Source organism: uncultured Campylobacter sp., from assembly GCF_937921625.1.
Classification (GTDB): Bacteria; Campylobacterota; Campylobacteria; order Campylobacterales; family Campylobacteraceae; genus Campylobacter_B.
The window spans coordinates 17,188-40,105 of sequence record NZ_CAKZTI010000027.1; the positions used below are offsets into that span (position 1 = coordinate 17,188).

At 47.8% G+C, this 22,918-nt stretch carries 19 protein-coding genes and 1 tRNA gene; 12 read left to right on the plus strand and 8 right to left on the minus strand.

Annotation, left to right across the window (positions count from 1 at the left end; all coding sequences use genetic code 11):
* Positions 1-20 precede the first annotated feature (20 nt).
* On the plus strand, positions 21-761 hold the full coding sequence (locus Q0101_RS03875) for a hypothetical protein (protein ID WP_297942530.1): 741 nt from the start codon (positions 21-23) through the stop codon (positions 759-761).
* Between the two features lie 270 nt (positions 762-1,031).
* Here the strand turns inward: Q0101_RS03875 and Q0101_RS03880 are convergent, their stop codons facing one another.
* Complete coding sequence (locus Q0101_RS03880; RefSeq protein ID WP_297942532.1) at positions 1,032-1,841, minus strand: DUF234 domain-containing protein; 810 nt, start codon at positions 1,839-1,841, stop codon at positions 1,032-1,034.
* Between the two features lie 125 nt (positions 1,842-1,966).
* Between Q0101_RS03880 and Q0101_RS03885 the strand changes: the two genes are divergently transcribed.
* Positions 1,967-3,283, plus strand: a complete 1,317-nt coding sequence (locus tag Q0101_RS03885; RefSeq protein WP_297942535.1) for an aminotransferase class V-fold PLP-dependent enzyme — start codon at positions 1,967-1,969, stop codon at positions 3,281-3,283.
* A 562-nt stretch (positions 3,284-3,845) separates the two neighbouring features.
* Here Q0101_RS03885 and Q0101_RS03890 read toward each other — a convergent pair.
* Genes Q0101_RS03890 through Q0101_RS03920 form a run of 7 tightly spaced genes read right to left on the minus strand, consistent with a single transcriptional unit; the run spans position 3,846 to position 9,793 of the window.
* Complete coding sequence (locus Q0101_RS03890; RefSeq protein ID WP_297942538.1) at positions 3,846-5,669, minus strand: phosphoethanolamine transferase; 1,824 nt, start codon at positions 5,667-5,669, stop codon at positions 3,846-3,848.
* A 22-nt stretch (positions 5,670-5,691) separates the two neighbouring features.
* The gene (locus Q0101_RS03895) at positions 5,692-6,468 is read right to left on the minus strand and encodes an undecaprenyl-diphosphate phosphatase (protein ID WP_297942540.1); all 777 of its coding nucleotides are present in this window, start codon (positions 6,466-6,468) and stop codon (positions 5,692-5,694) included.
* Positions 6,455-7,069, minus strand: a complete 615-nt coding sequence (thiE, locus tag Q0101_RS03900; protein ID WP_297942543.1) for a thiamine phosphate synthase — start codon at positions 7,067-7,069, stop codon at positions 6,455-6,457. The genes Q0101_RS03895 and thiE overlap by 14 nt, the downstream gene beginning before the upstream one ends.
* On the minus strand, positions 7,062-7,598 hold the full coding sequence (locus Q0101_RS03905) for a hypothetical protein (protein ID WP_297942546.1): 537 nt from the start codon (positions 7,596-7,598) through the stop codon (positions 7,062-7,064). The genes thiE and Q0101_RS03905 overlap by 8 nt, the downstream gene beginning before the upstream one ends.
* A 59-nt stretch (positions 7,599-7,657) precedes the next feature.
* Entirely contained in the window at positions 7,658-8,398 is a 741-nt protein-coding gene (locus Q0101_RS03910) for a basic amino acid ABC transporter substrate-binding protein (RefSeq protein ID WP_297942549.1), read from the minus strand.
* Between the two features lie 11 nt (positions 8,399-8,409).
* Positions 8,410-9,138, minus strand: a complete 729-nt coding sequence (locus tag Q0101_RS03915; RefSeq protein WP_297942552.1) for an amino acid ABC transporter ATP-binding protein — start codon at positions 9,136-9,138, stop codon at positions 8,410-8,412.
* Positions 9,131-9,793, minus strand: coding sequence for an amino acid ABC transporter permease (locus Q0101_RS03920; RefSeq protein ID WP_297942662.1), 663 nt, complete (start codon positions 9,791-9,793; stop codon positions 9,131-9,133). Before Q0101_RS03920 ends, Q0101_RS03915 begins: the two co-directional genes overlap by 8 nt.
* 169 nt (positions 9,794-9,962) lie before the next feature.
* Here Q0101_RS03920 and putP point away from each other — a divergent pair, with 169 nt between their 5' ends.
* The 10 genes from putP (at position 9,963) to Q0101_RS03965 (ending at position 22,426) form a co-directional block, all read left to right on the plus strand.
* Positions 9,963-11,471 carry a sodium/proline symporter PutP gene (gene putP, locus Q0101_RS03925; protein ID WP_297942555.1) on the plus strand — a complete coding sequence of 503 codons (1,509 nt, stop codon included), beginning with the start codon at positions 9,963-9,965 and terminating at the stop codon, positions 11,469-11,471.
* Positions 11,464-12,777: a DUF2130 domain-containing protein gene (locus Q0101_RS03930; protein WP_297942557.1), complete on the plus strand. Its 1,314-nt coding sequence runs from the start codon at positions 11,464-11,466 to the stop codon at positions 12,775-12,777. The genes putP and Q0101_RS03930 overlap by 8 nt, the downstream gene beginning before the upstream one ends.
* Before the next feature lie 1,102 nt (positions 12,778-13,879).
* Positions 13,880-13,996 (plus strand): YccF domain-containing protein, encoded by a 117-nt coding sequence (locus tag Q0101_RS10695; protein ID WP_366939396.1) that lies wholly within the window; start codon positions 13,880-13,882, stop codon positions 13,994-13,996.
* Between the two features lie 5 nt (positions 13,997-14,001).
* Entirely contained in the window at positions 14,002-14,538 is a 537-nt protein-coding gene (locus tag Q0101_RS03935; protein WP_297942559.1) for a hypothetical protein, read from the plus strand.
* A 260-nt stretch (positions 14,539-14,798) separates the two neighbouring features.
* A tRNA-Ile gene (locus tag Q0101_RS03940) sits at positions 14,799-14,875 on the plus strand.
* Between the two features lie 240 nt (positions 14,876-15,115).
* Complete coding sequence (locus Q0101_RS03945; RefSeq protein WP_297942561.1) at positions 15,116-16,426, plus strand: dicarboxylate/amino acid:cation symporter; 1,311 nt, start codon at positions 15,116-15,118, stop codon at positions 16,424-16,426.
* Positions 16,427-16,454: 28 nt separating this feature from the next.
* Positions 16,455-17,135, plus strand: coding sequence for an amino acid racemase (locus Q0101_RS03950; protein WP_297924247.1), 681 nt, complete (start codon positions 16,455-16,457; stop codon positions 17,133-17,135).
* Positions 17,136-17,215: 80 nt separating this feature from the next.
* Positions 17,216-17,362: a hypothetical protein gene (locus Q0101_RS03955; protein WP_297942563.1), complete on the plus strand. Its 147-nt coding sequence runs from the start codon at positions 17,216-17,218 to the stop codon at positions 17,360-17,362.
* Positions 17,363-17,458: 96 nt separating this feature from the next.
* A complete protein-coding gene (dnaE, locus tag Q0101_RS03960; protein WP_297942565.1) occupies positions 17,459-21,592 on the plus strand; it encodes a DNA polymerase III subunit alpha in 4,134 nt (1,377 codons plus the stop codon).
* A 675-nt stretch (positions 21,593-22,267) separates the two neighbouring features.
* Positions 22,268-22,426 (plus strand): hypothetical protein, encoded by a 159-nt coding sequence (locus Q0101_RS03965; RefSeq protein WP_297942567.1) that lies wholly within the window; start codon positions 22,268-22,270, stop codon positions 22,424-22,426.
* Positions 22,427-22,918 lie beyond the last annotated feature (492 nt).

Sequence of the window (22,918 nt, forward strand, 5' to 3'; positions counted from 1 at the left end):
ATTTTAAGGGGAGGGAAACTATGAAAAAAATCATCTACGTTTTGGCTGCATGTGCGGCTTTTGCGCTTGGCGCGAATGCGAACGAAGCGGAATTCGTGAAAAACCTAAAGCAAAGTCTAAATGATAAAAACGCTCAGCTCATCTCGATCGACAAACTAAACTCTCTAAACGGGCTAAATTTGCTGATCGTCCGCTCGGGCGACAAAAAAGAGGCATTTTTGGCTAGCGACGACGGCAAAAGCCTAGTGGCGGTAACGGAGGATCCTAAGCTTGCAGACGCGGCGGATGCGGCGCTGTTTAAGATGAGAACTCAAATTTTAAAGGACGCCAGGGACGCCGCCGCGCTTGAGCTGCTAAAGAGCATAGATCCCGCGAGATTTGCCTATATCGAGTCGTTTGATAAAAATAATCCCTACGTGACCTACATCGTGGGCGATCCGGAGTGTCCGTATTGCGCCGAGGAGATGAAAAGGATCACAAAGCACCTTCGCAATAGCAACGTAAAATTGATCTTTGCGCCGGTGCACGGCAAGAGCGCGTTTATCAAATCGGCGCTGATTTTAAAGCACCTGAAGGCCCTCTCGCCGAGCGATCAAAAGGGCGCGATCGACGTGATCGAGAAATACTATAACAAGGACGTGCAGGTAAGCGATGCAGACGTCTCAAAAGCCGAGCTTGACGCCGTATATGCGGACACCAAGACGCTCTTTTCCAAAGGCGTGATCAAATTGGTGCCATACGTGATCAAGGTGAAAAAATAGTCTAAATTTGAGGAATTTATGGCGCGGGGTTTGTGCGCGGACAGCGCGAGTTTGCTCGCGGTAGCGCAAGTCGCGCGCAGCACAGCCGCCCGCGCAAGCTGAAATTTCACAAAATTCCACCGCTTGAAATTTTAAAGCGGCGGAATTTTATATTGATTGTAGCCCGGCAATTCTAAATTTAAAACGATGCATCCTCTAAAAGCATGCCTAAGTGATTTGTTTGGGCTCATAATTATATGTGCTGCCATCGGGCTTTTTTTAACGCGCAATTCAAAGTAAAATTTTAAAATCCTCGAGCGAAAAGAGTAAAATTTTATCGCTTTTTAGGTTACGTAGTTCGCCGCTAAAGCCGCTTTTGGAAAACAGCGCGAGCAGATCGGGCGCGAGGTGCGCTTTTTCGCATTTGAGCATTAGCTCGTTTAGCACGTTTTTTGAAATTTTTCGCTCCTTGTATTTGCACTCGCCCGCGACGCAAAAGCTCTCAAATTTCGCGTAGATGTCGATCTCGACCTCTTTGTTCCAGAAGCTTGAAATTTGCGAAATCTCTAAATTTAGATACTTCGCGAGTAGCTCTTTGCTTAAAATTTCAAACTCGAGCCCCGCGTAGGCGTTGAAATCCGCTTTGATTAGGCTTAGCACGCGCTCTATCTCGCCGCGCCGCAGCGCGGGCAGGTTCGGCTCGATAAATCTAAACCAAAACCTCGCAAAGTTGCTGCTGAAATGGACTTTGTCGGTGATATGGTAGCGGCGCAGTGCGCGCGGGAGGCGGTCGTTTTTGCGCTCTTTTTGCGCCCTTTGCTCGCTTGATTTTTCGGTGATTAAAAACTTCGCGTTTATGAGATCTGCGGTGATTTTTTGTGCCGTAAACCGCGGTAAGATTTTTGAAATTCCGATCTTTTTGCGGTCGCTTCTAGCGAATTTCATCAGCGCCTTTTTGATCTGCTCTTCGCACTCGCCGCCGAATTTAAAACGCTCGCCGAGATGTTCAAAGCAGAGCAAAATTTCATTTTCGATCGCTTCGAAAACGTCCGCGTAGCCGCTTATACAGCCTATCTCGTCAAATACGAAATGAAACTGCAAAATCGCGTCGATACCAACATCGCCTAAATTTCGCGCAGTGTCTTTTAACTCGTAAATTTCGCCCTCCTTGCGGGCATAATTTTAGCGAGTTTGGATATAATTTGCAAAAATTTTGGAGTCGCGCTTTGGATTTTCAAACGATCAAAGAAAATATCATCTTAAAAGAGGGGGTTAAATACTTCGATTTCGCCGCCTCGGGGCTCGCGTATCGCCCTATAGAAGCGGAGATCGAGCGCGTGCTTGCAACATATGCCAACGTCCACTCCGCAGGCGGAGCCAACGCCGAGATTACGAGCGATTACTACGAAAATGCAAGAGCCAAAATCAAAAAGCTTCTGGGCTGCGAGGAGCGCTACTATCTTATCTCGTGCGGTTTTGGCGCAACTGTGGCGATTAAGAAGCTTTGGGAAATTCTAGGCATCTACCTGCCGCCCGCGACGCGAGATAGGCTTGGCTTACGGCGCGAGAGCCTAAAAGATCTGCCGCTTTTCATCATCTCGCCTTTTGAGCATCATTCCGTGGAGATCAGCCTAAGGCAGGGGCTTTGCGAGGTCGTGCGCGTGCCGCTGGATCCAAGTGGGCTGATGGATTTTGCGCGCTTGGGCGAAATCCTATCCGCGAACAAAGGGCGCGAAATTTACGGCGTGCTTACCGCGGCATCAAACGTGACGGGGCTTAAGCTTGATTACAAGCGCGCTTACTTGATGCTCAAGGCGCACGGCGGGCGGCTATTTGTGGACGCTAGCGCGCTCATCGCGCACGAAAACGTAGATACCAGCTTTTGCGACGGAGTGTTTTTCGGCGCGCACAAGCTTTTGGGCGGCGTGGGCGCCAGTGGGATTTTAGCGGTGCGAAAGGAGCTTTTGCGCGGCGAGGAGCCGACGTTCGCGGGAGGCGGCACAATCAAATACGCAGATGCCCTAACGCAGCGCTTTATAATCGATAAGGAGCGCTTGGAGGAGGCGGGCACGCCCGGCATCATCGCGCTGGTGCGGACCTATCTTGCCCTAAAGCTTCGCAAAAGCGCGGGGCTAGAGGCGATCAAGTCGCGCGAAGAGGCGATCTGCAGGCGCTTCATAAGCGAAATTTCAAAAATCCCCGAGATTGAAATTTACGGCAATCTGACCGCGCCGCGCGTGCCGATCTTTGCTTTTAATATGCGAGGACTCGGCGCAGACGCGCTAGCCGGGGTGCTCGGGCAGAAATTTGAGATCCAGACTCGCGCAGGATGCGACTGCGCCGCGCCTTACGGCTTTGATCTGCTCGGTTTGCAACCCGATACCGAAATGTCGCGCAAACCCGCTTGGGTGCGGGCTAGCTTCTCGTTCATCCACGACGAAAGCGACGTAGATTTCTTGGCGGAGGCGCTAAGACAGATCGCTCAAATCCGCGATAAAATCACCTTCGTAGCAGGCAAATACCGCTGCGGCAGCGTAAATTAAGCTCGTGAAATTTTATAGCAAGAGCCGCTTTTAAATTTCACGGCGCAGGATTTTGCGACATAAAATTTTGTCGGTGAAATTTCGTAGCGTAAAATTTTATGGCTTGGAATTTTAAAGCGTAGAATTTTATGTGCGGCTCGGGCAGCAGATACTCCGTGCCGATTGGGACGCGAAATTCTTCGGCATAAAATTTCGCGGCTTGGATTTTGAAATTTTAAATTGCGAGCTGAATTCTGGCGGTAAATTTTGTGCTGCGGAATTTTGCGCCGTGAAATTTGAGCGGTAAAATTCTGTGCTGCGCGAATAAATTTTTTGGCATCGCCAAATTTTAAAATTTTGGAATTTCAAAATTTTGAGCGGTAAAATTTGAAATTCCGCAAAACCGAATTTTGCTCGGCAGAATTTCACGGCGAGAAATTTTACCGCAGAGCCCGCGGCGGCAAAAATTGGCGCGGTCGCGCCCGTGCGAAAGCTAAATTAGAGCGCAAGCCGCTTGTAAATAAGAGCACAAATTTTAAGAAGCGAAATCTGCACTGCTAAAAGGCGCAAAATTTCACCGAATTTACTCGCCGAATTCCTTCTGCAGTTTATAAACCTTATCGTAATCGACCCCCTCGATGATGCGCGGACGCGAGGCGTTGAAATCCGCGTTTATCACCGAGCGAGCGGGGTCAAACTCGGGCAGCTCGGTCATCTCTAAAATTTCTGCGATCGCGTGGATGAGATCGTCGTTTAAAAACGGCCTGTCTTTGGCTGCCGCGATGCGCGCCCAAATATCAGCGTTTTGCTCTTTGAACTTATCCGACGCCATGAAAATCAGCGGGATTTCGAGCGTGAAGCGGTTGATGCCGCCGTGGATCAGCTTGCCGCGGTATTGATAAAGGCTCTGGGCGTGGTCGCTGAAATAGACTATCAGCGTGTTGTCGCTCGCAAAAATTTTATAAATTTCGCTTACTATAAAATCGTTGTAAGCCACGGTGTTTAGGTAGTGTGCGAGCTCTTTTTTCTGCCCTCCATCAAGCGGCTCGCGCGAGATATCCGCGGCGCTAAATTTAGCAAAGCTTTTCGGATAGCGAAACTCGTAGCTCGGGTGCGAGCCCATCAGATGAAGGATGAAAAATTTATCCTTCATCTGCGCGTTGCCCACCTCTGCGGCGGAGCTTTCGTCCTTGTGCGCAAGAGGCGATCTTTTCGCGCCCGATTTGAAATTTTTTATACTCGGAAGCATGACCTCGTCGAGCGAGTAGGCGTATTTGTAAACCGGGATTTGATTCGTAAAGTCCGAATGATCCGTCATCTGTGCACTCGCGCCGCTTGCTACCGCCCACTGCCCGTAGCGCTCCTGGTTGCTGATCCAAAAGGTCTCGTAGTTTGCCAGCCGTGCGAGATTTACGATGTCGAGGTTGGCGCTCCACGGGCGCTGCTTTTCGCTCTCGTAATTTCCGAAATTTAGCACGTATTTTAACACGTCGTTAGTCTTAGCTCCAGGCGAGACGACATCGCTAAAAGCGATTAAATTTCCGCTTTGCTCAAGCGCTTGCAGATTCGGCGTGGTGGGCAGATAGTAGCCGTATAGGCTCATAAAATTTCGCTGCAGGCTCTCTCCGATAATAAAAATGACGTTTGAGATGCGGTTTGGCGCGGTTTTATGCGAATGCGAGGCGTAAATGCTTTGGTATCCCGCTTGCAGCTCGCGCACGCTTTTAAAATCGGCGCCGAAATAATCCTTCGTAACGAAAGCAAAGTTGTAAATCGGAATTTTATTTAGCGCGATTATGATGCTGGCGCGCATTTTCGAGCTTTTGGCTACGTAGCTTTTAAACGCCGCATGCGCGATAAAAACAAGCAAGCTAAGCAAAAAGGCTAGCTTTATCGCGCGACATAGCTTCATCCGTGCTCGCTGGCTCACTCTAAGCCTAAGAGCGGCGAAGACGAAGATCAAAAGCGCCAAAAAAGCCGCGATAAGCTTAAAATTTAAAAACGCATGCGCGAACTCGAAGGCCTCCTTGGGCGTCGTTTGCACTAGCGCGTCCAGCGTGCCGTGCGAGTAGGTAAGCTCCAGGCTAAAGATCAAAAAAATCTGAGCGATCGCAAAGGCTACGTTTATCGCCAGAAGCGCAAAGGAGAGAATTTTATATAGCCTGGCGCTGTAAAAGCTGAGCACGTAAAGCGCGAAAAAAAGTATCGTCACGCCGCAGATCGCAGACGCCACGAAAAACAGCGCCTGAGAGGAGAACAGCTCGCCGCTGCGCGCGATAAGAAGCAGCCCGAGCGCTAAATTTAATACTAAAACTAGCGCGTATGTGTTTAGTACCGCGCCATCAAATACCGATAGGAGGCTAAATCTGTCTTTTAAAAATGCGCCGATATTTTTTGCTAGGCTCATGAAATTCCTTTGATGATTGCGTTTAAAAAACGAAGATAAAAAATACGACGCCGATTAGAATTCTATAAATTCCAAACGGGATGAAATCAAACTTCGAAACGAAGCTTAGAAATAGCTTGATCGCCGCAAGCGCCACGACGAACGCTACTGCGCCGCCTATGAGAAAGGTCGTGATGTTGTCAGAGTTTTGCGCGAAGGTGTCTAAATTTTTATAGGTGTCGTAAAAAGTCGCCGTAAACATCGTAGGGATCGCGAGTAGGAAGCTAAAGCGCGCGGCTAGGTTTCTGCTTAGCCCGCACAAAAGCCCTGCGATGATGGTAGCGCCGCTGCGCGAAGTGCCCGGCACCATCGCAAAACATTGCGAAAGCCCGATGATGAAGGCCTGAACGTATGAAATTTGATCCAGATGCTCTAGCTCGCTTTCTCTCGGGCGCGCCTTACGAAAGAGCTCGACCGCGATAAAAATAACGCCCCAGCCGATCAGCGCGTAGGCGACGGTCTGCGGCGCGAATAGAGATTTGATGCTTTTATAGAGCAAAAATCCGATCGTGGCGGTGGGGATGAAACCCACGACGAGCTTGCACCAGAGCTTAAAATCAACCAAAAGCCGCTTGTAAAACATCGCGACGACCGCTAAAATCGAGCCTAGCTGGATAACGACTTCGAAGCATTTAAGCGTATCGGTTTGCTGCAGGCCCATCAGTTTTGCAGCTAGGATCATGTGCCCGGTCGAGCTTACGGGTAGAAACTCAGTCAGCCCCTCGACGATGCCTAAAATCACGGCGTCAAATATATTCATCCATTTTTTCCTTTAAATTTGCTAAATTTTGCGTGATCGAAGCGGGCCTGTAGATCGCCTCTACCATCGCGATATAATCGGGCTTAAGAATTAAAATTTCATTTAAATTTTCTAAGCTTATGCCGCCGATTACGGCGATTGGGAGGTTTAAAGATTTTCGCGCCTCTTGCACAAGCGCATCGGGGCAAAGCGGCGCATCAGGCTTTGTCTTGCCGCGCCTGAGCGAGCCGAAGGCTACATAGCTAGCGCCCTGCGCCTCGGCCCTTTGCGCGCGAGCAAGATCAGCATAGCAGCTAACGCCGATGATCTTATCCGCGCCTAAAAACTCACGCACCTGCGCCGTCTCGCCGTCGTCCTTTCCGATATGCACGCCATGCGCACCAAGCTTTTTAGCAAGCGCTGCATCGTCGTTTATGATGAGTTTGGCGCCGTAATCCTCGCAAAGACCGATGAGAGAGCGGATTAAAGCTTCATTCCGCGCGGCGAGCTTGCTGCGATACTGCACGAGCTTTACGCCGCAGCGTAAAATTTCATCTATCTGCGAAAAGATAGTTTGCGGCGGCGTTAAGCTATCGTCGCTAAGTGCGTAAATTTCACTCATCTATCTTTTTCGGCATCGGCGCGCCGTTTAGAATGCAGTTGGTGACATCCCAAAATTTTTCAGAATACATTCCGCGCTTAGCCTCTTTGGCCTCCTCGGCGGCTTTTAAAAGAAGTTCGCTATCGTCGGTTATCGGCACGGCAAATCCCGCCGCTACCAGATCTAATCGCAGATTACTTTTAGGATCGCTTACGTCGCAAACATAGGCGTCATTGCCGCGATCGATTAAATTTACGTAGTAGCGCTTGCCGGGTTTTATCACAGACTCGAGAGCTTTTTTATATTCTTTGTCGAATTTCCTTAGCTCTTTGGCGTCCGTTATGCACCTAGAAGCGCCCGCGGCGATTATGTTTAAATTTTTTAAGTCGCAGGGAAAGAAACGATCTTTTTGAGCTTTTCTAAAGGTAAAAACGAAGGTTCTGCCGTCATCGCCAAGACCTGCAAATGCGGCGATGCCGTATCTGTCTTTTTGCTCCGCAAAGCTCTGCGTGCAGAGCAAAATCGCAAGTGCTAAAAATATCTTTTTCATAGGATTCCTCTTGGGCGGCGCAAATTCTGTGAGAGGAATTTGCGCCTAAATTTTGCGGATTATTTTAAATTATACTTTTCCAAAAGTTTTTCGTAGCTTCCGTCCTTTTTCATCTCCTCAAGCGCCGCATTAAATTTAGCGACCAGCTCGGGATACTTGCCCTTATCGAATGCGATCGAAAAGCCCTCGCTGCCGTCGGATTCTTTAAAAAATGCGGTTAGATCGTCATTTTTCTTAAGATACTCGTAGCCCACGGATGAATCCACGCAAAGCGCGTCGATCTTTTTGTTTTTAAGCGACATGACGGCTACAAAAACGTTTTCCGTAGCGCTAACTTCGGCGCCTTTGATATCTCTGATCGCAAGCTCCTGAATGGTGCCTAGCTGCGCGGCAAGACGCTTACCCTGTAGATCCGCCTTGGAATTTAACGAGCTATCGTCCTTACGCTTGACATATAAATTTTCGACCTTGTAGTAAGGATTTGTGAAATCGATAGCCTTTTTACGAGCCGGCGTCGCGCTCATGCCCGAGGCGATCATATCGATCTTGCCGCTTTTAATCGCAGGGATTAGCCCGTCAAAGCTCATATTTAAAATTTCATATTTAACCCCCGCGCGCTTGGCAAGCTCGGCTACCAGATCCATATCAAAGCCGGTAACCTTCGAGTTTTCATCCACGAACTCAAACGGCGGATACTCGGCGTTTGTACCTACGATGAGCGTATCTTTGGTGATGTCTTTAGCGATTAGCGAACCGCAAAGCAAAGCGCCCGCAACTAAAAATCTCATAAATTTTTTCATTTCCCTCTCCTTTAGTGGTTTAAAATTTTATTTAGAAATTCTTTCAATCTCGGATTTTGCGGATTTTCAAATACGTTTTTAGGCGTATCGTCCACAGCGATATTGCCGCCCTCCATAAAAAAAATCCTATTTGCGACATTGCGTGCAAAGCCCATCTCGTGCGTTACCACAAGCATCGTAATGCCCTCTTTGGCGACCTCTTTCATTATACCTAACACCTCGCCGATCATCTCGGGATCTAACGCCGAGGTAGGCTCGTCGAATAAAATCACATCCGGATTTACCGCCAAACTTCTAGCGATTGCGATGCGTTGCTTTTGTCCGCCGCTAAGCTTGTGCGGATAAGTATAGGCCTTATCGCTAAGACCGACCTTTTGTAGCAGCTCCTCGGCTTTTGCGTAGGCTTGTTCTTTAGTATAAATGCCCGCTTTTATGGGCGCTAGAGTTAAATTTTCCAGCACGTTTTTATTTGCAAAGAGGTTGAAATGCTGAAACACCATACTAACTTTGCGGCGAATTTTATTAATATCAGTGTGCTTATCAGTAATATCCTCGCCGTCTATTTTAATAGTGCCGCCGCTTGGAATTTCAAGCAGATTTAAGCAACGCAAAAAGGTCGATTTACCACCGCCGCTTGGACCGATAATAGCTACGATATCGCCTTTATTTATGGTCTTTGAAATTCCTTTTAGCACCGATAAATTGCCGTAGGATTTGGTTAAATTTGATATTTCAATCATTGCGGTTTAACCTACTTTCTAGCATTTTTACTAAAAACGAGAAAAATTTCACGCTTGCATAGTAAAGCACTGCGGCAAAAAGTATCGGCTGGACGGTATAAAGCGCAGCCTGCATGCTTTTTGAAAAAAACGTAAGGTCGGTAATTGCGACCAAACCTACGACCGAGGTCTCTTTAAATAGGCTAATAAACTCATTCGCAAGCGCAGGCAAAATGTTTTTTATCGCCTGCGGAAAGACGATCTCTTTCATCGCCGTGCCGTAGCCTAGCCCCATCGCGCGCGCAGCTTCCATCTGGCCGCGATCGACGCTATTTATGCCGCCGCGCACGATCTCCGCGACGTAAGCTGAGCTATTAAGCCCCAGCGCAAAGATCGCAGCTGCGATATTATTGCTCCACGTAGCAAAGACAATAAACACAAACACCATCAGCTGGATAACGATTGGAGTTCCGCGGATGATATCCACGTATTCGTCGATAATGAAGCTTAAAAATTTATTGTTTAGAAATTTTAAAAATGCCAGCATAAATCCTAATGCGATACCGATCACGATGCCGCCGGAGGTCAAAATAAGAGTGATGCCGTAGCTTTTGGCGTATGAAATTTTTTGCGCTTCGCTCAGTTCGGGATAGGTGAAATAAAGTCCCACGGCGATTACAGTCAAAACAAATACGACCTTTAAAATTTTTTCGTTCAACCAAGGCACCTTTTTCTTAAAATTTAAACGGCAAGAATACTAAAATTTCGTTAAAATCTGGCTAAATTCCGAAAGTAAAATTTTATTTGAAATAGAGTAAAATTAGCTTTTTTAAAAGGAGGCAACGATGAGCTTTTGGACCTATTGCGCAATCGCGATATATTTCGGCGCGCTTATTTTTATAGGTAGGTATTATTATGACAAGAATGCGAGCTTAAGTGAGTATCTGCTCGATAATCGCCGCCTGGGCCCATTCGTAACGGCACTTAGCGCGGGCGCTAGCGATATGAGCGGCTGGATGCTTTTGGGAGTGCCGGGCGCGATGTTCGCAACGGGGATTTGCAATATCTGGATAGCTCTAGGACTTTGCGTGGGCGCGTGGTGCAACTATAAATTTCTTGCAAAAAGGCTTAGAATTTACACCGAGGTAGCAAGCGACAGCGTCACGATCCCAGATTTTTTAGAAAACCGCTTTAAAGACCGCACCAAGACGCTTCGCATCATCTCAGGACTTTTGATCATCATATTTTTTACGCTCTATGTTAGCAGCGGCATAATCGCGGGCGGCAAGACCTTTGAGAGCTTTTTCGGGCTAAATTTTACATACGGCGCGGTCGCTACGATCTTAATCGTAGTGTTTTATACCTTTTTCGGCGGATTTAAGGCCGTCGCGATCACGGACGCGTTTCAGGGCGCGCTGATGTTTGCGGTGCTTATTTTGATCCCTCTGTTTTCTTATCGCGCGCTGCAGATCCCTGCGGACAGTTCCTTTTTGGCACAGGTGCGGCTCTACGGCGCGAGCCACCTAGATCTATTTTATAATCAAAGCTTCTTGGGCGTTTTAGGCTTGCTTGCTTGGGGGCTCGGATACTTCGGTCAGCCGCATATCATCGTGCGCTTTATGGCGATTAGAAGCTCGCGCGAGCTTGATAGCGCTCGCCGCATCGGAATTTCGTGGATGGTGCTAGGTCTAGTAGGCGCCATGCTTAGCGGCCTGATCGGCTTTGTCTATTTTTCGCAAAAGGGCCTTAGCATAGACGATCCCGAAAAAATTTTCCTTGAGCTCGGTAAAATTTTCTTTCATCCATTTATCTTAGGCGTGATAATCTCTGCTGTGCTGGCGGCGATTATGAGCACCATCTCAAGCCAGCTTTTGGTAAGCGCTAGCGCGGTTACGAAGGATTTTATCTTCGCGTTTTATAAAAAAGAGGTGAGCGAGCGCACGCAGACGCTAAGCAGCCGTATCGCCGTCGTGATCATCGCCGCAGTCGCCGCGATCTTGGCGTTTGGCTCAAACGATACGGTGCTAAACGTCGTCGGAAACGCTTGGGCGGGATTTGGCGCGAGTTTCGGCGCAGTGCTGCTTTTTAGCCTGTATTCTAAAAAGATGAGTGCGCTCTCGGCTTTGGTGGGTATGCTCGTAGGCGGTATCACGGTCATTTGCTGGATCTTATCGGGGCTTTCGGCGGTCGTTTATGAGCTGCTGCCGGGCTTTTGCTTTTCGGCGCTTGTGATACTGCTCGTAAATCGCTACAACTCCGTGCTCGATAAGATGGCGGATGAGCCTAATGCCGCGCAAATTTCGCAGGAATTCGAAAAGATGAAAGAGCAGAGTTTGGGAAGTAAAAATGGCTAACGTAAAGTGCCCGCACTGCGGCTCGCAGGTCGATATAGACGAGGCGCTGCAGCGCGATATCAAAGCTAAATTTGAAGATGAAATTTTGCAGCAGAAGCGAAAGTGGCAGCAGCAGCAAAACGAAGCCACGCTTAAATTTGAAGCCGAGATCGCCGCTAAGCGCGAGGAGTACGCGAAGCATCTGGCGCAACTGCAAGCGAAGGAAAACGCATTCGAGCAGCGCGTAAAAGCGGCGACCGATTCCGCGCTAAACAGCGAGCGGGAGAAAATTTTAGCTTTTGCAAAATCTCAGATCGAGAGCGAAACCGCGGCGAAATTTGAAATTTTACAAAAGGAGCTGCAAGAAAAATCGCAAAGAATTTCTGAGCTAAATTTAATAAAGGCCGAAATGGAAGCGCAAAAGCGTAAATTTAGCGAGCTTGAAGCCGAAAACAAAGCCAAATCCGAGATCGAGCTAACCAACCGCATGAACATGGAGCGTGAGCGGCTTTCGAAACAAATTTCGCAGGAAAACGAGCTGAAATTCCGCCAAAAAGATGAGCAGATCCAAAGCTTAATCGGCCAAATAAACGAGCTCAAGCGCCGCTCAGAGGTGGGCTCGCAGCAGCTTCAGGGCGAGGTGCAGGAGCTCGCGCTACAGGAGTATCTGCGGCTAAATTTTCCTTTGGACGAGATAGATGAGGTCAAAAAGGGCGCGCGCGGCGCAGACTGCGTGCAGATGGTGCATACGAGGGAGTTTGCTGGCTGCGGTAAAATTTTATATGAGAGCAAGCGCACGAAAAGCTTCGAGCCCAAATGGATCGACAAACTCAAAGATGATATGATAGGCGAGGGCGCGCAGATCGGCGTTATCGTCACCGAGCAGATGCCGCCTCACAGCCCTAGGCTGCACCAAGCGCCGAGCGATGCTAGCATCTGGATCTGCTCGTTTGAGGAATTTAAGGGGCTTTGCGCCGTCTTGCGCGAACATGTCGTGGCGCTTGCGTTTGCCAAAAGATCGGGTCAAAATCAAGATAGCAAAACGGCGATGCTCTACGACTATCTGACCTCGCCCGAGTTTGCAAACCAGATAAAGACGATCGTATCGGCATTCGTCGGCATGCAGGAGAGCCTAAACAAGGAGCGCAACGCGATGGAGCGTATTTGGAAACAGCGTGAAAAACAGATCGCCCGCGCGCGAGACGGCGCGATCGCGATGCACGCAAGTATCAGAAGTATCGCAGGAAGCGGCGTAGCGCAGCTGGAGGATGTCGATGAAATTTTAAGCCTCGAGGCGATTGCGGCGGAGGGCGAAGCGGAGGATTAGGCTAACATCGGCTCAGATAGGCTCGGCTCTGCGCGCTGCGAAGCTAGAATTTGCATAGTAGCATAACGCTCAGCTTGAGACGGCGTGAGATTAAAATTTTGTAAAATAATTCAGTATCTGTCTATGATAGAGCGGCACTAAAATTTTGTGAAATATCAAGTAACAGTTTTGGCGCTAAAAATTTTGTCTATAAATTTTACCCCGATAGCGGCATTGCTTACGTGGCGACGAAATTTTGTTTTGAAATTTCATCTCAGCAAATACACTTGCGGTGGCGCAAAAATCGTTTGCTAAATTTATATTTCGATAAAACTTAGTTACTGCCGCGATAAGAATGCTATTTGCGTAAAATTTATTGACTAGATATGCCCGAGGCCATAAAATTCGTTTAAAAATTTATGACGAGCGTTTTCGAAAATGTTCGCATCAAAGCTCTTGTAAGGTTCTTGCTAAAATTTGTCGCAAAGACTTTACACAAAAATCCTAGGCAAAGCATTATGCTGGATTTACATTAAATTCGCAGTAAGTCTGCGCGTCAAATTTGTATTAAAATCAGTGGCGAAAGTTTTTGCTAAAGCTCGCGCTAAAATTCGTGGCAGAATTTTAAAATTTCGCTTTACCGCGCCGTGAAAATTCTAAAATTTTGGTTCGCAAAATTCATAAAAATTTATAAAATTTTTCAAAATCCTAGCGTTAAAATTTTAAAATTCCTAACTTTTTCAAAATAAATTTTAAATTTCGCAAACTCCCTTGCCATAGCCATTTGCGTGGCAAAATTTTATCGCGCAAAAGCGCTTGTTACCAATCGTTAACCCCCCCCCCCCCCCCCCTATCATTCCGCAGTTGTTTTGCGTACGGTGGTTTGCATGCATAAGACTCGTTTTGTACGCCGTAGCCGCAGGCGTGGGCGCGTCGCACTAAAGGGGGTGCGCTTTAGTATCTCTTAGCGTTTCGGCACGTTTTAGCGTTTTGCTGCGCCATAGCGCTTCGGCGCGCCTTTTCGCGCGAGCTGCGAAAACACCCATAAAACGAATGAGAGGCTGTGCTAGCCGCTCGAGGCAGGCGGCTCGCTTGATTTGCATAATTTATAAAGAGGTAAAATATGCGTATCTTAGGTAACATTATTTGGTTTTTTATGGCTGGTTGGATCCTTGCTATCTTGACCTATTTGTCGGGTTTGATCCTTACCATTTTAGTCGGACTGCTCCCGCAGGATTAGGTCTTATGGAATACGGCAAATTTCTATCTTTGCCCTTCACCAACGACATGGCGCACAAAAATAAAAGCTCGCTTGCCGTCGCTGCAGTGCCGCTACAAAACTGTGAATATGACGTAACGCCCCAAAAAGTATCCGTAGCGACGATAATAGCTACAGTTTGTATCGTAGCGATTGCCTTGCCTGCAGTAGCGATTGCGGAACCGGGGCTGACTACTAGAGATGATGCGGAGATCTCTAAGTTGGCGACAAATTTAATGACCGTTAAATACGATCTGGACGCCTACTATATCTCTCAAGGCAAATTCGCATCCGATTTTTCGGTTATGACGAATGTTCCGTTAGAGCCTAACGGAGCGAATTCTGCTTATCTGAAAAGCTTGAAGGGAGATAAATGTTTCCTAATCAGCGTGGACGGCGAAAATAAAACGATCACCATCGCAAAAGGTCCCGATGCCGAAAATAATATCTGCCGGGGAGCGTATGAATTACCGGGCGTCCCTAAAATGCTATCGGAGCTTATTAGCGTAAAAAAGAGTTATTAATTCACGCGATTTAAGCGTAGATTAGATTTATCGCAGCGGATTTAAGAGCCCTGAAATTTTATATAAAATTTCGTCTTAAATTTTATGCCGCCTTATGCGCATGAAAGTGATCTACTCGAAAATCAGATAAAGTTGCGCGCTTTGGTGTGAAATTTAGCCACGATTTGAGTGAGCCTAAGTTCCATAAAATTACGCGGTTAGAATTTTAACGCCGTTTTAAGATTATTTTTGTAAAATCACATTTCTTTTTCACCGCTGGCGGGCTCATAGCTCAGTTGGTTAGAGCATCCGGCTCATAACCGGATGGTCCTAGGTTCAAGTCCTAGTGAGCCCACCACCACAAAATTTCGGCTTTTCACCACACCAAAATTCCATAAAATTTTATGCGTCGTTTTTCCTTTGAAATTCTGTTTCATAACTTCAAAAAACAAAGCCTGCCGCAGAATTTCAGCTTTAAAATGCGGCAAGCTCGCGATTGAATTTTCAAATTTAACTTTCATTTGGCGACCGATTAAATTTTATTTTATGGCAAGTTGCGGTAGAATTCCGTTAAAATTCTTAGTGCAGGGAGATGTCCATGTCAGAAAATCAAATGAAAAAAGGCGGAATTTTAGCCTTTTATTTTAACTCAAGCTTGCTTTGGCGCATCATTATCGCTTTAGTGTTGGGCTCTGCGATCGGTATGTTACTACCTAAAAATATGCCGGTGGGCGATACAACGTGGGTGGCGATTTTAACACCTTTGGGAGATCTTTTCGTGCGGCTTTTAAAGATGATCATGGTGCCGATCATCATCTGCTCGCTCATCGTGGGCACTAGCAGCATCTCGCCCGCGCACCTGGGTAAAGTAGGCGTTAAGGCGATCATATTTTACGCTATAACGACGCTTTTTGCGATCGTCATCGGCCTAGCGTGTGCGTTTGTATTTTCTCCGGGTAGCGGGCTTGATCTAAGCGATGCGTCCAAGGCTGTCGAAAAGGCAGCGAACGCGCCTAGTATGAGTAAAATTTTGCTTAATATAATTCCTACGAATCCTTTTGATTCCATAGCCAAGGGCGAAATTTTGCCGATAATCGCGTTTTGCTTATTTCTTGGCGTAGGGCTTGCGTTTTGTCGCGACAGTAGTGATGCTCGTATTAAAAGCTCCGCTGATACGGTTTATAATTTTTTCGACGGAATGAGCGAGATTATGTTTAAGGTCGTGCATTGGGTGATGCAATACGCACCAATCGGCGTTTTTGCGCTAATGTTTGTAGTGTTTAATAAAAGCGGTATCGAGGCTTTCAGCTCGCTATTAAATGTCACGATTACCCTATACGTGGGACTTGCAATTCAAGTATTTGCGGTTTATTGCGTTATTTGTATGCTTATCGGAGTTAGCCCGATTAAATTCCTTAAAAAAGTGCGTCCGCCGATGCTTACGGCTTTTGTTACCCGCAGCTCCAACGGCACGCTTCCGATTACGATGCAAACCGCCGAAGATATGGGAATTCCAAAGGCGATCTACGGCTTTGTTTTGCCCGTGGGTGCTACGGTGAATATGAACGGCACGACCGTGTATTTGGGCGTGTGCACGCTCTTTATCGCTAATGCTTGCGGTATCGATCTAAACAGCAGCCACTACCTCACGATCATCATCACTTCGATGCTTGCGGCGATCGGAACTGCTGGAGTTCCGGGAGCTGGTGCGCTGATGCTGCTTTTAGTGCTCGAATCTATCGGCGTCAAGGTAAGCGGTAATGTAGCGATCGCTTACGGAATGATTTTAGGCATTGATGCGATTTTGGATATGGGGCGAACCTCGATGAACGTAACGGGCGATGTTGTGGCGTCGATCTACGTCGCAAAGAGCGAAAACGAAATGGATATGAGTAAGTGGGAAAATTAGCCCAAGTAAAATTTAGAAAGGACGAGCTATGAAAAGAGTTGGAATTATCGGTGGAATGGGACCTTTGGCGAGTGCGGATCTGTATATGAAGATCATAGAAGAGACTGCGGCGAGCAGCGATCAAGAAAATATTCCGCTTGTAATCGATAGCTATCCGCAGATCGAAGATCGCACGGCGTTTATCTTAGGCAAAGGTGAAAATCCGCTTCCGCGCCTAAGCGAGAGCGCTGTTAGGCTCAAAAATGCAGGCTGCAAGGCGTTTGCGATGGCGTGCAACACGGCGCATTTTTTCGCAGACGATGTAGAAGCTGCGGCGGAAATCCCGCTAATTCATATCGCTGAGGTCACCGTAAAAGCGATCCGCAAAAATTATCCAAACGCCCATAAAATCGCTGTGCTAGCCACTATCGGTACAAAAAAAGCTAAAATTTACGACGATCCGCTCAAAGAAGCGGGGCTAATCAGCGTGGAGCTTGGTGAAGAAAATCAAGCGGTTTTGATGGATTGCATCTACAAAGGCGTTAAGGCGGGCAAGACTGCCGAATACGTGGGGGCTTTTGAGAATTTGCTAGGCAAAATCGATGCTGATATTTACGTCGTTGCCTGCACCGAGCTGCCGCTATTTTTGCCGTTAATCAAAAGCGATAAAATTTTCGTTGATCCTACTAGAGAGCTTGCCAAAGCGATCGTGGAATTCTCAAGATCGTAGAGCCGCAAGGCTTTGCAAGCGCGAATTTTAAACCGCAAAATTTTACGATGATTTAAGTCGTGAAATTTTACGGAACTATATTGAACCAAAATTCCATCGAGGCGGAATTTTACGATAGCAAAATTTCATCACAGTATTTTAAGCTTAAAATTTTGTCAAAATTTAATCCGCAAAACCCAGAATGTAAAACCTCCGAAATAAAATTCCGTAACAAAATTTGCTCGTAAAATTTCGCACCCAAATTTAAGCTAAAATTCCATTAAATTTGACCGTTTCTAAAGCCCGAATTTAATATAATCGCTTCAACCGAAAAAAGGATCAAAATGAGCGACTATACCCACCTGCACCTTCACACCGAGTATTCGCTGCTAGACGGCGCGAATAAAGTAAGCGAGCTCGCCGAGCTTTTACAGAGCCGCGGTACCAAGGCGTGCGCGATCACTGACCACGGCAATATGTTCGGCGCGATAGACTTTTATCAGACGATGAAAAAGCACGGTATCAAGCCGATCATCGGCATCGAGACCTACCTGCACAACCATGATGACATCGGCGATAAAAGCGACCGCCAGCGCTACCACTTGATACTGCTTGCCAAAAACGAGACGGGCTACAAAAATTTAATGTATCTTAGCTCGCGCGCGTTTCTGGACGGCTTCTATTACTACCCGAGGATCAACAAAAAAATTTTAAAAGAGCACAGCGAGGGGCTCATCTGCTCCTCGGCGTGCCTAGCGGGCGAGGTGGAATTTCATCTAAATAGAAGCGAGCGAAATTTAAAGCGCGGTGCGGGCGGCTACGAAGCGGCGAAAAAAGCGGCGCTTGAGTATAAGGAAATTTTCGGCGAGGATTTTTACCTCGAGATCATGCGACACGGCATCGGCGAGCAGTTAAACGTCGATAAAGACCTCATCCGCCTCTCGCGCGAAATCGGCGTCAAGATCATCGCTACCAACGACGCTCACTATGCGCGCAAGGACCGTGCCAAGGCCCACGACGTCTATCAGTGCATCTCGATGGGCAAGACGATCAACGACGGCGACCGCCTAAAACACGTCGTTTCGGAATTTTACGTAAAAAGCGACGAGGAGATGAGGCGGCTTTTCGCGGACATCCCCGAAGTGATCGAAAATACCGCCGAGATCGTAGATAAGTGCAATCTCAAATTTGCCTTCGACGAGAAGGACTATGCGCCCACACCGCCGAATTTTAAATTTACGATCGAATACGCCGATAGGCTCGGGCTTTCGCTGCCGCAGCCCTCGGAGCGCTATAGCTTTGCAAACGACGATTTTTTATTCGATCATCTCTGCCGCGAAGGGCTTAAAGAGCGTCTTAAATTTATCGATCCGCAGAATCATGAAATTTATCGCGAGCGCCTGGAAAAGGAGCTTGCCATTATCAAAAATATGCATTTTTCTGGCTATATGGTCATCGTGCAGGATTTCATCAACTGGGCGAAGGATCACGATATCCCCGTAGGCCCCGGTCGCGGCTCTGCGGCAGGCAGCATCTGCGCGTATGCACTTCGCATTACCGACCTCGATCCGATCCCGTACAATCTGCTTTTCGAGCGATTTTTAAATCCGTCGCGTATCTCGATGCCCGATATCGACGTGGATTTTTGCCAGGCGCGCAGAGGCGAGGTGATCGACTACGTCATCGATCAGTACGGCAAATTTAACGTCGCGCAGGTTGCGACCTTCGGTAAGCTGCTCGCGCGCGGCGTCATCCGCGACGTGGCTCGCGTCTGCGACATGCCGCTTTCACAAGCCGATAAGATGGCAAAGCTGATCCCCGATAAGCTCGGCATCACGCTCAAGCAGGCTTACGACGCCGAGCCGAAGCTGAAGGAATTTATCGACGCAGATCCGATCGCACAGCAGGTTTGGGAATTTGCGCTAGATCTCGAAGGGCTCAATCGCAACGCAGGCATGCATGCCGCGGGAGTGGTGATCTCAAATGAGCCGCTGTGGAACAAAGCGCCGCTATTTAAGCAGGATAAGGGCGAGGATGCGCGCCTAGTAACGCAATACACCAAAAACTATCTCGAGGACATCGATCTGATAAAATTTGACTTCCTTGGCCTTAAAAACCTCGATGTGATCGATAACGCCATCAAGCTCGTCAAGCGCCGCTATAATCGCGACATAGTTTGGGAGGAGATAGACTTTAACGATCCACGCACTTACAAAACGATTCAAAGCGGTAACACGCTAGGGATTTTCCAAATCGAGGGCGCGGGCATGCAGGATCTGGCGATGAACCTGCGCCCCGACCGCTTCGAGGATATCATCGCGATGATCTCACTCTACCGCCCGGGACCGATGGATCTAATCCCCGATTTTATCAGGATCAAACACGGCGAGCTAAAAGCTAGCTATATCTTCCCTGAGCTAAAAGAAATTTTAGAGCCAACATACGGCATCATCGTCTATCAAGAGCAGGTCATGCAGATCGTGCAGAAGGTGGGCGGCTTTAGCTTGGGCGATGCCGATCTGGTGCGCCGCGCGATGGGTAAAAAGGATGAAAAGAAGCTCGCTCACATGCGCGAGCAGTATCTAAGCGGCGCCAAAGAGCTGGGCTTTGACGTAGCTAAGGCGGATGAGTTATTTGATCTGATTATGAAATTTGCCTCCTACGGCTTTAACAAATCTCACGCCGCGGCGTATTCGATGATCACTTTTCAAACGGCCTATCTTAAGACCTACTATCCGGCGGAGTTTATGGCGGCGTTGCTTACTTCGGAGGAGGGCAACACCGATAAAATTTCAAAATATATCGACGAGGCGAGCCGCCTAGGTATCGGGCTTTTGCCGCCGTCGATCAATCAAAGTTTAAGAGGCTTTAGCGTCGTGGACGACGAAAATTCCAAATCGGGCACCTCGATCATCTACGGCCTAGGCGCGATCAAGGGGGTGGGCGGTGCCGCGATCGAGAATATCTTAGAGCTTCAAAGCGAGGCTAAATTTCAAAGCATCGACGATTTTGCTTCGCGCGTGGATAATTTCCGCGTCAATAAAAAGGTCATCGAGTCGCTGATCTATGCAGGCGCGATGGATTGTCTGGGTAAGAGTCGCCTGGCGATGATTCAAAATATGGAAAATATCCTAGACGTGATGAAAAAGATCACCGAGATTAAAAAGGACGCCGCAAGCTCGCTTTTTGGCGAGGATGAGGATATGACGAGCGGCATGAGCGTAAGCTTCGTAGATACCGATAAGGAATTTCCGCAGGGCGAAATTTTAAAATTTGAGCAGCAGACCGTGGGCGTGTATCTCTCGGGGCATCCGCTAGATGATTACAAAGGGGAGATGGAAGGCATCGACTACACGCTATCCTCGGCGTTTAGCGAGATTGAGGGCGATAGCGCCGAGGTACTTAGCGTGGGGCGGATCGAGGATCTGTCCACGCGCATGACGAAAACGGGCAAAAAAATGGGGATTTTAAACGTGCTTGATCTGCACGGCAGCTTCGAGCTCGCGGTGTTCGATAACGCGCTAAAGGCGATCGAAAACTTAAGCTCGCAGGAGCGGGAGCGCCCGTACGCCTTTATGATCAAAATTTCAAAAAGCGCAGTCGGCGGCGCGGCGTATCAGCTGTCGTTTCTTTCGATGATGAGCCTGCAAAACGCCCGCGATGCGAGCTTCCGTCCGCGCGCGGGAGTATTTTTGAGCGAGAATCCACTCAAGGCCTATGCCGCGCAGCTTGGAGCGATTACACATACTAAATCGAACGAATTCGACGAACTGGTGGGCGACGAGGATGCGAGCGTTAAAATTTTGTGCGTCGGCAAGATCGAAAACGTCTTTGCGCGCACGACTAAATCGGGCAAGCAGATGGCAAATCTCACGGTGCTTGATCTTGCGGGCAGCTTCGAGATGAGCGCATTCGGCGATATTTGTGATGCGGTCACTGCGCTAACGGACGCGGAGTTGGAGCGCCCGATGGCGTTTTGGGCGCGGCTTAGCAAAAATACATCCCCTTACGGCGGGAAATTTCAAATTTATCTGGATGAAATTTTAACTCTAGATGCCGCGCAAAACATCGACGGCTACGCGCCTAGCAAGGTACGAGGCTTTGGCGGTAGGGAGCGCGGAGGCTTTAACGGCAGTCATTCCGGCTCCGGCGGCGAACGAAGTGGCAGCTTTGGCGGAGGAAATTTCGCGGAGCGAAGGGGAGGGTTTGCTGCGGAGGACCCCGCCCTTAAGGCGCGCAAAGAGCGCGAGACGCAGCGCAAAAACGCGCAGGATTTCGAGTTTGAGCTAAGCTTAGGCGAGCTAAGTCGCGAGAAAATTTATAAAATTTACCATCTCGCCTTTTGCGATACGGCGCTAAAAAACACCAAGCGGCTGATTCTGCGGATCCGCAACGGTAGCGAGGTGCTAGTTTATCCGACCGAATACATCGTGAGCGATAGCTTTACCGAAAAGGTACGTGAAATCATAGCGGCGTAGGTGCGGCTCTTTCGTCGCGCCAGGTTGGTAAAATTTTATTCTTGTTCGCTTTGCACGTAAGTAGCTTTTGGCGTCGCAAACAGTCATGGTTTTTTGGCGCGACCGCGATAAGAGACGACAATATTTTCGGCTCAAAGCTTGCCACGCGCAAAATTTACGATGCGACACATAAGAATCGTAATTACGCAGATCATCCGTAATATCTAAATTTATTGTGTTTATCGCGGTGGAATTTTATCTGCCACAAATTTCATACACATAGACCGCTTCCTGCTTTATTGCGTCGGTAAGGCTTGGTAGCATGCCGTTTGAGTTGCCGCAATAACAGCTCGCCGTTCTCGGTAGAGTATGAATTTTGTATTGTTACGCTAGCCTACCTGTTGCATGATAAACGGCATGAGCGTTTTTAAATTTTGAGCTAAATTTTTGCGAAGCCTTACTTCGGCGAATCTCCGCGCAGCTTTAAAATTTTAAACTTTAGCGGATTTGAAATTTTAGGCATAGTTTTACTACGTAAAATTTTATCGCGGTAAAATTTCGCCGAGCAAATTTAGTAAAGCACACAAAAACTGACTTAAGACGCGCAGAAAAAATCCGAAACAAAGCTGGCGAGCAAACGGTGCCCGAAAAAATCAGGCTAGCGCGGACTGGGCTCGAGCCGAGCCAGGCGCCGGGATGCAACCTGTCTTAAATCCAAAATTTATCAAAATTGTTAAACGGCTGTATTTGAAATTTTTCGAGCTGTATATATTGCTCGCGCTAAGCGTGTTTGTCCTGCCCGAAAATATAGGTGATAATGCTGCTTGTGCGGGCTTTGTAAGCCTTATGAAGTAGTTTTTCAAATGTCGCTGCAGCCAGGGATCGTCTTGCACGCGGGGCTTGTGGAGTTCTACGTCGCTGCGATGCGGACGGCTAGCATCTTAATTTTTGCGCAAGCTGCTTCCTATGCTTAAAGAGTAGCGCCGATTAAATTTTGCACGATTTTGAGCGGTGAAATTTAGCGAGTTGAAATTCAGAAATTCTGCCGTTTCCAAGCCGCTGGAATTTGAGCTCAAATTTAGAGTTCGCGAGAATTTTAAATTTTACGACGTGAAATTGTGAAGCGGGATTTTAGAATTTTGAAATTCTGCGCCGTGGAGTTTTGTATTTTGAAATTTCGCGAGCTGTAAATTTAGGGCTAAATTTAGAATTTCATAGCGATAAATTTTAAAATTTCATGCTGTGCGGCTAGGCAAAATACCCTACCTCTTGATAAATCAAATTTACAAGCTCGTTTAAATTTAAGCGGTGTGGTTGCTGCCAAAAAATTCTATCTGCAACGGCAGT